Annotated in this window: 8 protein-coding genes and 2 pseudogenes; 5 read left to right on the top strand and 5 right to left on the bottom strand. The window is 44.6% G+C overall.

Annotated elements, in window-relative coordinates; translation table 11 throughout:
- Nucleotides 1-162 (bottom strand): transposase family protein (locus BMY60_RS07545; protein ID WP_143057391.1); only part of this gene is annotated, 162 nt, incomplete at its 3' end.
- A gap of 211 nt (nt 163-373) precedes the next feature.
- On the opposite strand from BMY60_RS07545, the pseudogene BMY60_RS07540 reads away from it, so the two are divergent.
- Both BMY60_RS07540 and phoB read left to right on the top strand, forming a co-directional pair.
- A pseudogene (locus BMY60_RS07540) lies at nt 374-625 on the top strand (transposase); the annotation flags it as partial.
- A gap of 438 nt (nt 626-1,063) precedes the next feature.
- Nucleotides 1,064-1,807, top strand: coding sequence for a phosphate regulon transcriptional regulator PhoB (gene phoB / locus BMY60_RS07535; protein WP_090332612.1), 744 nt, complete (start codon nt 1,064-1,066; stop codon nt 1,805-1,807).
- A gap of 52 nt (nt 1,808-1,859) precedes the next feature.
- On the opposite strand, the gene BMY60_RS07530 is transcribed toward phoB, so the two are convergent.
- Nucleotides 1,860-4,643 (bottom strand): hypothetical protein, encoded by a 2,784-nt coding sequence (locus tag BMY60_RS07530; RefSeq protein ID WP_143057390.1) that lies wholly within the window; start codon nt 4,641-4,643, stop codon nt 1,860-1,862.
- Between the two features lie 631 nt (nt 4,644-5,274).
- Nucleotides 5,275-6,284: pseudogene (hypD, locus tag BMY60_RS16630) on the bottom strand (hydrogenase formation protein HypD).
- Between the two features lie 736 nt (nt 6,285-7,020).
- Here hypD and BMY60_RS07520 point away from each other — a divergent pair.
- Together BMY60_RS07520 and BMY60_RS07515 are read left to right on the top strand one after the other, a co-directional pair.
- Nucleotides 7,021-7,578 (top strand): L,D-transpeptidase, encoded by a 558-nt coding sequence (locus tag BMY60_RS07520; RefSeq protein ID WP_090332609.1) that lies wholly within the window; start codon nt 7,021-7,023, stop codon nt 7,576-7,578.
- Between the two features lie 188 nt (nt 7,579-7,766).
- Nucleotides 7,767-8,048 carry an Lpp/OprI family alanine-zipper lipoprotein gene (locus BMY60_RS07515; RefSeq protein WP_090332607.1) on the top strand — a complete coding sequence of 94 codons (282 nt, stop codon included), beginning with the start codon at nt 7,767-7,769 and terminating at the stop codon, nt 8,046-8,048.
- A 105-nt stretch (nt 8,049-8,153) separates the two neighbouring features.
- Here BMY60_RS07515 and BMY60_RS07510 read toward each other — a convergent pair whose 3' ends face one another.
- Nucleotides 8,154-8,630: a hotdog fold thioesterase gene (locus BMY60_RS07510; RefSeq protein WP_090332606.1), complete on the bottom strand. Its 477-nt coding sequence runs from the start codon at nt 8,628-8,630 to the stop codon at nt 8,154-8,156.
- Nucleotides 8,631-8,725: 95 nt separating this feature from the next.
- Nucleotides 8,726-9,319 carry a DsbA family protein gene (locus tag BMY60_RS07505; protein WP_090332604.1) on the bottom strand — a complete coding sequence of 198 codons (594 nt, stop codon included), beginning with the start codon at nt 9,317-9,319 and terminating at the stop codon, nt 8,726-8,728.
- Nucleotides 9,320-9,751: 432 nt separating this feature from the next.
- Between BMY60_RS07505 and BMY60_RS16235 the strand changes: the two genes are divergently transcribed.
- A complete protein-coding gene (locus BMY60_RS16235) occupies nt 9,752-9,883 on the top strand; it encodes a hypothetical protein (RefSeq protein ID WP_256250752.1) in 132 nt (43 codons plus the stop codon).
- Nucleotides 9,884-9,937: the final 54 nt, after the last annotated feature.

The raw sequence follows: 9,937 nt of genomic DNA, 5'->3' as shown, positions 1-9,937 counted from the left end.
TTCCTCAATAGCCACCCAATTGTCCGCTCCACAAATAACTGAACAAAGAGTGATAAAAAATATATCCTGGAGCTGATGTTTCTTTTGCCTATCCACTCTTGGGTCTTTTATACTTGAAAAATGATGAATGATTGAAGGCGTTGCCGTTGGTTTGTCTATCATTTGAAATCAAAATGATAAACCTAATACCTCAACTAATTTCTATTTTCAAGTATTTTTAAGCCCGATTGCCCTGATACTCAAGTACTCAAATTTTACTATGGTACCAAATTCAACGTTGACCAATTTTTTATAAAGTTATTGAATTGCTTTACAAAAAAACTTTGCATGGTCTAATAGACCCGGACACTCCAATTAAGAGAAAATAGACTTAATTGGAGAAGAAAAAACGGGAACGAGAAGGCAGTATACAAAGGAATTTAAGTTAGATGCGGTCAGTCTGGTTTTGGATCAGGGGTTAACGCTGGCAGAGGCGGCGCGAAGTCTGGAAATCAATGCCAACATGCTTGGACGGTGGGTTAAACGTTCTCTCGCGGAAGATGATGGGCAGGCGTTTCGCGATAAGGGAAAACTGACACCCGAACAACAGGAAATCAGAAGCCTGAAATCGCAGGTCAAGCAGTTGATTAAACCATGGATAATCTGTATAGCCTCTGTCCTGCCACAATACTGCCGCTTGGAAATACCAGTGCGCGCCCGACTTCAACATCGCTGGTTTTTCCATCGGTGATGACTGCGAACTCAGGCAGGTAACCGTTGTGATTAAGACCAACATGCAGCTTGTTGGCGCCTTTTGTAGATCGAAAATCAGCCCACGGAAAGATCGACAAGCATAAATCAATGCCGCTTGCTGATGGCACGCTATGAAATTGTCACAAAAATGTCATCTTATCTTAGTAATATTTTGTCATTTGTGATGCGCTGAAACCGCTAGCCACAGCTGCGCTTTAAATTAATAATGAAACATTTCCCGTTCGCGTGGTCGAGTAATTTGTGAATGAATGTGAATTATGGCGGCCAGCATATACTTTCAACGTTATATAAATTAGATGGAGCTTCTCTAATGTCTATAACCGTACTGGTCGTGGAAGATGAGCCAGCAATTCAGGAATTGATTTCCTATAACCTGAAAAAATCAGGACTGACACCAGTCAGCGCAATGAATGCAGAACAGGCAACTGTAATGGTGAACAACGTTTTACCCGATCTTATCCTGCTCGACTGGATGCTGCCCGATTCCAGTGGCATAGAATTCGCCCGCCAGTTACGCCGCAACACACGCACACAGTCGATCCCAATCATCATGCTCACTGCCAAAACAGACCTAGACGACAAAGTCACAGGACTCGAAGCCGGCGCGGATGACTACATTACCAAGCCGTTTTCACCCCGCGAACTGATCGCGCGCATTAAAGCCGTGCTGCGCCGGCGCGCACCCGAAATATCGGAAGAAATTATCGAAGCCGGCGGCCTGAAAATCGATCCGACAACACACCGCGTCTTCGCCTATCCCGATGACAGGGATGACGAGCACACCGAGGTCAAACTCGGCCCTACTGAATTTCACCTGTTGCACTTTCTCATGGCGCACAAGGAACGTGTCTACACGCGCACACAACTGCTCGACCGCATCTGGGGCGACCATGTTTTCATCGAGGACAGAACCGTCGACGTCCATATCCGCCGCCTGCGCAAGGTGCTGGAAAAAATCGGCAAGGATTATCTGGTGCAGACCGTCAGGGGAACAGGATACCGGTTTTCGAGTGAATATAATATGAACTCCGAAGAACAGCAACAGCAATCTTAACGACCAACATCCGTCACTATAAAGCCTCCGTTGTTGCGAAGTTTTTAAGAAGTTAAGCGGCGCCTAAAAAATATTCTATGAGATAAAGACCGCCCACGCTGCCTAATGGCATGAGCAAAGACAAGACTATAGGGTGACGTCCGATAGGTTGAAACGGACCAGTATTCAGATTTTTAACTTCTTCTGTCAACAGCCTGATTCCATGATGCATTGCATCATTTTTTTGCTGGGCATCACGCGCTATTGATTGCCAGTAGCAAAAATTAAGTTTTTCCAGATAATCATCCCTGGCGTTAATTGCCGCCTTTCTCAATCTAATAGCACTACCCAGAGCAATCACCGCTGTAAAGCTGATTATCATGAAAAGCAGCGGTGTATAGTGCCAGTTATCAAAATAATGGCTACGGGATAAAATTAGCAGAAACAGTATCATAAATGGATAATAAATAAACGAATTGACGTCACCGGCAAGGCGGCTGATCATATCCATTTTTAGTTTATTTTTTGCTAAATCCTCATTTTGCGATACTCCGTATTTGTTAATGTAAATATCCAATACTTCTCGCGGCCACATCACCTCATTTTTCCGCAGCAACATGATAAAGTGACTGCTCAAGTGCGTAATATCCGCAATGGTAAAAATAAGCACCAGATACAACAAAACAACTGCAGAGAGTATTAATTCATTCACACGATGACTGGCCGCACCGCGAGCAGGAATACCGGGCATTTCGAAAAAATTCGTTTGGTTTAATATGATAATACACCCCGCATATAACAACAGCGTCATAACCACTCGTGAGACACAGTATTTGGCTTCTCTCATTTTGAGATATTCATTCCACAAATCGATAAAATATACTGCATTGCTTTTGTTATTTTTCTCTTCTCTGTTATGCCAGGCATCAACACATAAAAATGACAGCCAGTTTTTGTCATCTGACATTTTATTTTGCTGCCCATCTTTATATGGCTGAGCAGCACAAATAAATTTCTCCGATATTTTTTGATTACTTCTATTCAGTTGCCGTATTAGAAAAATAAAGAACCCGATTGCAGTAATTAATGCAAAAAACCGAATCGCATTGGCCGGCCAGGTACTTGTACCATTCGTAAATGAAAAAGTATGCAGAACGGCATCTTCTCGCGATTGCAGTATCATGTATAAGATCAAAACCCCAATCAAACCCGATGCCAGGAGGTAAACGACAGGCCCAGATCTTTTAGGTGTCAGATTAACTAAAAGGAACGATATCAAGGGAATGAAAGCTATAAATAACATGAGATCTATACCACCTAAATTATCGGATGAATACTCAGGTTCAGGATGAATGCCATGCCCTGGCGTATGACTCAAGTCAACTGCAGTGCGATTGCCAATTTCAAACAACCTTGGCTGTTTTACTAGTTTTTCACTATCGATTATCTTTTGCAGATTCTTATCATTGCATTTCACGCTGGAGTAGGATGAAAAGACCAAAGATTCAAGCCGACAATGAATTGCCAGTTTGGTGCTCAGATATAATGCAGTCTGATAATTGTCGCGAAAAGGCATAGTGTCACGCTGCAATGTTTCATGTAATTTAAGGCCGTATGATGACGCAACAACCAGATTACGTGTCCATGGGAGTTCAGCTGGATGCAAGAATCTTGCATCCAGGTCCGTCGTAAAAAAAACTGCCCGAGGAAACCGTTTATGCAGTGCCTGCAGAATTAAAAGCTTGTCGTATGGATCACTGCCCAATACACCAATCGCTTTGATCCCGCCCTCTTTTGCTTTAGTTTTTTCAAGATATTCGAGATGCTCGACCAAGCGCCGCAGGTAATCATATTGGTTAGAACCCGTCGGACGGCGCAACTGCTTTAAACTTTGGCGCCGGGATAAGTCAGCCTTTTGGGAATCTTCTTTCCTGTTCGTTTGGATGCTTGTTGCTTGCTCGGCACTAATACCATCAATACCGCGCAAATAATTAAAACTGTGCACCCATTCATCGATACTTCCTTGGTCATCGCTATATTTTTTTATTTGCTCTTTTACGGACTCAGTTAGGCTTCTGGAATACACAGTATCCCATTCACCAATCAACACGATATGCTCTTTTTTCTCTTTGACTTGCGATCTACTAAATACCGACAGCGGGCATTTGTTCTCTGCATTTTCAACGCCACCCATGGCGGAATCAAAACTAACACCTCGAAGCGCCAGCTCACAAACCAAAGTCTTGGCCAGTCTTTCATTCGTACTGATTGTCCTGATTACACGGTCTTTAAGCCACTTAAAGTCATAATTTGCTTCACCTGTCAAAGAAAATCCAGCTGAATTCCTGTCACCCCCATTTATTTCCACCTCTACATTTTTAGTTGCAAATGGTGAAAAAATTAATGTGGTCAATAGATCATGATAATTATGATTTCTACATATATTTTTTTCCGGTGCGCTCGAGCAGATTTCAGCGATCTTTTGAAGCTCGTTAAACATTTTTTTCAGCACATTAGAACTTTGTGGTCCGATAATACTGAAATTGGGCTTAACAGCCGGTTTTTCTGTGTCTTCTCCAGGTGTAATTCCGTTAATTAAACGCCCGAGTAGATTTAAAGGCATATCGGTGCGAGAAAATACATCGTTATCCAGCCAAAGCACCAAAATTTTTTTCAATGGATTTCGTCGGTCACCAACAAATCCGTTAGTACGTGGGAATAACGGTTTAAACCATTCATAGGGCATATAAGCAGGATTGTCGCAAAATTTAATAGCGCCATGGTCAGAGGAATCAATGGCTGACTTGCATGCCGAAGAAAAATCGACAAAACCGATATGCTCGGCTTCTTCCGGCACATAACCGGCTGCACTAAGTCCTGATATCAATGCGAACCGACTGCGCAGCCGCCATTCCTGATCTTCAGCATAAGGCCCGCCAGGGACCATAACGGCCAATACATGCACACCATCGGCGCTCGCATTTTCATTGGCAAGTTCTGAATTCAATTGCATTTGACAGCGTAATTCCTTAATCGAGTGCGCACGGGTATCAGGGTCATTAGAATAACAAACGCGCTGTATTGACTGATCCAATTGATAGGCATACGTACCGTCATCATCGCTAACAGTTATTTTGTAATTATTTTCATTTGGAAATTGACGAAATTTTTTGCGGTGTAATGTCACGGCTTCAAAAGGATCTTGCCATAGCCTGGACCGCACATCCTCGCTACTGCTTTTTTCAGCCTCCGACATTGCAGGGCGCGAAGATTCAAAAAAAGTGTCCTGAAAAACAAATAGTCCCAAGATCAACGCAATAATCGCATATCCGGGCAACTGGGCTGGTGCACCATCTGGTTTATTCTGCTCATTCATAACCAATCACCACAACAGACCTACTTTGACAGACAATTCACAAACCGATTGTCTCAATCTGCCAGTCAGTAATCAGTGATTTTCCTCACAATGTTTATGACCAAGCCTTATCTCAGATACGCTGGTGCCCTGCCAGATACAGCGGCATCCGGACATGCGGAATTTTGCAGACGAAATGGTGGCGCGCAACATGATAGCTTGGGTCAAAACCGTAGAAATTGCGCTGCATATGCTGCAGTTCTTCCTCACAGTATTGTTGCAGCGGCTTTTGCCGCTCGTCCTGGTTGCATCGCTGCACTTTCTGTTGTAACCGTGATGTATAGTCTGCCGCGTGCGCACGTTGTTCGGCCTCACGACCAATAAATCGCGGCCTATCCAACGCAATGCAATCGTCAATCAGCCTCATATCGCAGGCCTCACTGGAGCTGATCGGCAAACGGTTTTGTGTAAACGGTGCCGCTTTGTCCGGGTCAACCCGTTTGGGCAGTAAACAAGCCCAGCACTCCGAACCGTACAGATTAACCGTGCTTTTATAGCGCGGATTCAGAACCACACTTTTTTCGGAGGAAACCATACAGGAACCGACGGGATTGTCCGGCGTACAGGCGGTGCCAAAAATTTTACAGTCACGCGGATGTTTAATCCCGCGCAAAATCGCGCCGCATTCACACGCCTTATAAATCTGCAAGCGGAAAGCGGGAATCTCGAATCGTTGCTCCGCATCAAAATCTGCGAAACGGGATTTGATGCGCAACGCGCTGTATGGCACATTCCCAAGACCGTACCATTCGAAAGAATGCGGCAATTCAAATACTTTCGCTACCAGCCTTTGCGCCTTATATTTCCATGCGACGACGCCGCACGGGCAAACCCGCTTCCCACTTCAGCGCGGCCTGCATTTAACTGCCGGATCAGCATCAGTATCGCCTGCATTACATCCAGCGCTTCAAATCCGGCAATTACAACCGGTTTCTGAAATTCTTCGGCAAAATATTCATACGGTCTGGACCCGATCGCAGTAAACGCATGCGCCGGACCAATAAAACCATCCAGCTGCGCCAGCCCCAGTTGCCGTATTTCCGGCGATTGAAGAATGTGTGAAATCGCCGACGGCGTAAGCACATGATTGCTGAATACGGTGAAAATCCCATCAGGTAATATTGGCGGTGTGGATCAGCCGCATTGCACATTGGCAATCATTGTGGCGATTTTACGTGCGAGCTTACCGTCCCGGAATACTTCAGTACTCTTCATACAGGATCGGTTTGTTAATGTTCTTCAGCTTGTTTGTATAATCCATCAAACAAAGCCAGTGTCCGTTCCGCTTCCGCGACAGTGAGTTCTGTATTGCATAACCTGCATACACAATCACATAATCCCCTCGTTCGATTTGCTCAGCCAATGCCAGAGAAATTTCCTTAGGAGCAAGGCCAAAATAACTTGAACACTTTAGCCTGTATCGGGCATTTTACGAGGGAGTACTTAGGCCATATTGTTCAAGTTATTTTGGCCTGCATCCTTAGGAGCCGCGAAAAAATAAGTGTGACAATTGGGCGCGGCTGGCGGGATACAATGCAAGGCGAGAGGATGAGTCATAGCACCAAGCTATGGCGAACAACGCCACAGTGTGCCCGCCAGATGCGATCCAGGTGCTACAGTTAGTTATGAACGACTCCTTACACACACCGGACAGTTCGACAACGGGGTTATCATCGTCAGTCAATTACTCAATCCGCGCCGGGATTGCCAGACACATATAAAAATTTCAACAAAAGAGTCCCTAACGCGTAAATTATGACATAATCACCGAATACATTGATACTGATATCTGTAGATAAAGATAAGCAGGGTGGTGATTATGCAAAACTGGAGGTTATCGACTAAAGTCATTGGTCTGTTTTTTTTCTGCGCGTTGGCTTTCGGTGCAAATGCCAATGAAATATGGATCGATGTCAATACAGTCGATCACACACTTACTGTCATGCAAGGCGATACAGTGCAACAGGTATTCGAAAATATCGCCATCGGACGCTTTGGAACAACCTGGTATAAAATAACAAAAGATGACAAAACCCCGCTGGGTGACTTCAGGATCGGCTGGATCAATGAAAAAAGCCAATACTACCGGTTTTTCGGTCTGGATTATCCTGACCGAGAAACAGCACGGCGCGCCCTGGAAGAAAACCGGATCACCGAAGAAACCTGGCGGTCAATCCTGACGGCAACCAACCAGGAAAAAACACCGCCACAAAATACCATTTTAGGCGGTTATATTGGTATTCATGGCATTGGCCGCGGCGACCCCGAGATACATGACCAGTTTCATTGGACCAACGGTTGTATTGCATTAACAAATGAACAGATCGACCTCCTGGGAAAATGGATAAAACCCGGCGTTATGGTTAAAATCCGTTAGGCTTGGCTGTTACCCGGAAAATGCCCGGTTAAAAAGATTTCATAATCGCCTTGGAAGCCATTTATTTTACAGAATAAATCAGCTAATATGCTAAATGACTGCTGATATTAAAAATCAGAAGTGCCTCGTAACAAGGTTGGTTTCATTAGTGAATAAATCGTTAAAAATGAAAGAGGAGATAAATTAGCATGACTACAGATATTAAACGCACACTGGCATTAGCGGTAACAGCGGGCGCATTTATCGGTGTAACCGGATGTGCAACGACGGGTGATCTGGATTCCACAAGAGCCGATATGCAATCTCAGATCGACAGACTGTCAGCTGATGTTGCTGCAGCAAAATCCGATGCTGCAGCAGCCAATGCAAAAGCCAATGATGCCGTCAATATTGCCAACGAAGCGAATAGGCGTTCAATGGATACAGCAGAAAAAATAGACCGTATGTTCAGAAAAACAATGCAAAAATAATTCATTGCCTGTAATCGGATATATTGCGCCCCTCATTATGAGGGGTTTTTTACGGTTTTTTGTTGTTAGGTATTTACGTACTGTTACGTGCAATTAAAAAACCTGTCAGTCCTTTTTGTCGACAGCGACATGTTCTTTTTGCGTGCTGAGCGTTCCATGGTCAATAATCGCCAATGTCAGTCTCGATATCGCCACGCGCTTTCCAGTGGCTTCTTCTGTAATGTCGGTCTGCCAGACTTGCGTACGTCTTCCTGTATGTAACGGTGTGCAGGTGCCAATGACATGCCCCTTGGTCACCGCGCGGATGTGATTGATATTAAGCTCCAGACCAACCGCCCGGAATTTATCCGGATCGATAGTCATCCATCCTGAGACGCTGCCCAGCGTTTCCGATAATACGCAGCTTGCTCCACCATGCATAATACCAAAGGGCTGTGTGGTGCGTTTGTCAACCGGCATGCGCGCTTTCAGAAAATCAGGGCCGACCGCGATAAAATGAATACCAATATGCTCACCCATGTTGGCATTACGCAACCCTTCCAGATACTCGATTGTATAGTCCTTAAACCATATACTGCTCATGAAGATTCCTTATTGTATGCATTTATTCTTAAAAATTTTAACTGACTGTTAAAAAGCCATCTGCAATGCTGTTATGGATTTCTTTAAAAACAGCGCTAAACATCATTGATCACTTTATTAATATCTTTCAGCATTGTTTGATGATCAAGATAATCGACTGTAATCGGATAAGCCGTATCCTGATGTAACAGCCGCAACGACGGAAATGAAAATGCATTTAACCCGGCTGCCAGATGAAGCTGCTGCTTTAGGGCCGAATCAATATATTCACTGGATAAGTCTGATCTGAATTCGGCGCTGTCCAAGCCAATTACTTCGGCGCATTCCTGCAATGTTTCAAAAAGCGACGGGTTTTTAGCAAATTGATAATATGCATTTTGTATCGCCCGCAGCATTTGCGCTTCGACAGCCGGATTTTGTTTTTTTGCTGCCAGAATTGCTCTGCATGCCGGATATGTCGAACGCACCGGTGTGTTGCGCGACCAAAAATCATAATTGAAACGCACGCCTGGCACCATCTTTTCAATTTTCCGCCATGTTTGTTGAATCATCCTGCGCATTGCTTCCGGCATCGGTTCAGTCGTGTCAGGCGCGAGACCACCCAGCACACAGGTGATTTGCACCTGTTCAGGCAGCACTTGTTGCAATTTGAGCCAGCTATTGTCAAACGCATAGCACCAACTGCACATGGGATCATAGACATAAAAAAGATGAAAGGACAACCGGGCGGTAGAGTACGGCGCTGACATCGAATACTTAAAGCAGACAGAACGATTAAAAATACATAACAGGCAAGAGACCAGCCAATTCTATAAACAGCGTAACAGCGTTTCCAATTTATTGTTGTTATGTGCAGCTGGGCGCAGCATTGTCAAATCGGTTTTCTGCATTGTAGAGGAATGACAAACCATTCTGCAAGAAAATACATTTTTAGAGTTTTTCGTAACTTCCGGGAAGCGATAACTTTCGTCCGGCCAGATGATTTATTTTATTTTCTGCGGTGACAGTAGTATTTGCCGTGATTGCGACGCCAACAGGTGCGAGCGCCATTCAGATACAACGCTGGTATTATCCAGATCAATGGTTTATCACTGTGACTTAGGAGCCGCGAATAAATAAGTATGACAATCGGGCGCGTCTGGCGGGATGCAATGCAAGGCGGGAAGATGAGTCATGGCACAAGCTATGGCGACGACGAACAACGCCGCAGTGTGCCCGCCAGATACGATCTAGGTGTTTACAGTTATTTATGAACGACTCCTTAGCAGCTACAACTGAATGCGAGTATGTAAGCTGGTGATTTGAAC

It is taken from the genome of Nitrosomonas sp. Nm51, from assembly GCF_900111165.1.
Lineage (GTDB): Bacteria > Pseudomonadota > Gammaproteobacteria > Burkholderiales > Nitrosomonadaceae > Nitrosomonas.
This window is presented reverse-complemented; position numbering and strand designations above follow the sequence as displayed.

Bases quoted from the DNA above. Each gene is read 5' to 3' on its own strand.
- phoB (WP_090332612.1), top strand. From the start codon at position 1,064: ATGTCTATAACCGTACTGGTCGTGGAAGATGAGCCAGCAATTCAGGAA.
- BMY60_RS07520 (WP_090332609.1), top strand. From the start codon at position 7,021: ATGCAAAACTGGAGGTTATCGACTAAAGTCATTGGTCTGTTTTTTTTC.
- BMY60_RS07515 (WP_090332607.1), top strand. From the start codon at position 7,767: ATGACTACAGATATTAAACGCACACTGGCATTAGCGGTAACAGCGGGC.
- BMY60_RS07510 (WP_090332606.1), bottom strand. From the start codon at position 8,630: ATGAGCAGTATATGGTTTAAGGACTATACAATCGAGTATCTGGAAGGG.
- BMY60_RS07505 (WP_090332604.1), bottom strand. From the start codon at position 9,319: ATGTGCAGTTGGTGCTATGCGTTTGACAATAGCTGGCTCAAATTGCAA.
- BMY60_RS16235 (WP_256250752.1), top strand. From the start codon at position 9,752: ATGACAATCGGGCGCGTCTGGCGGGATGCAATGCAAGGCGGGAAGATG.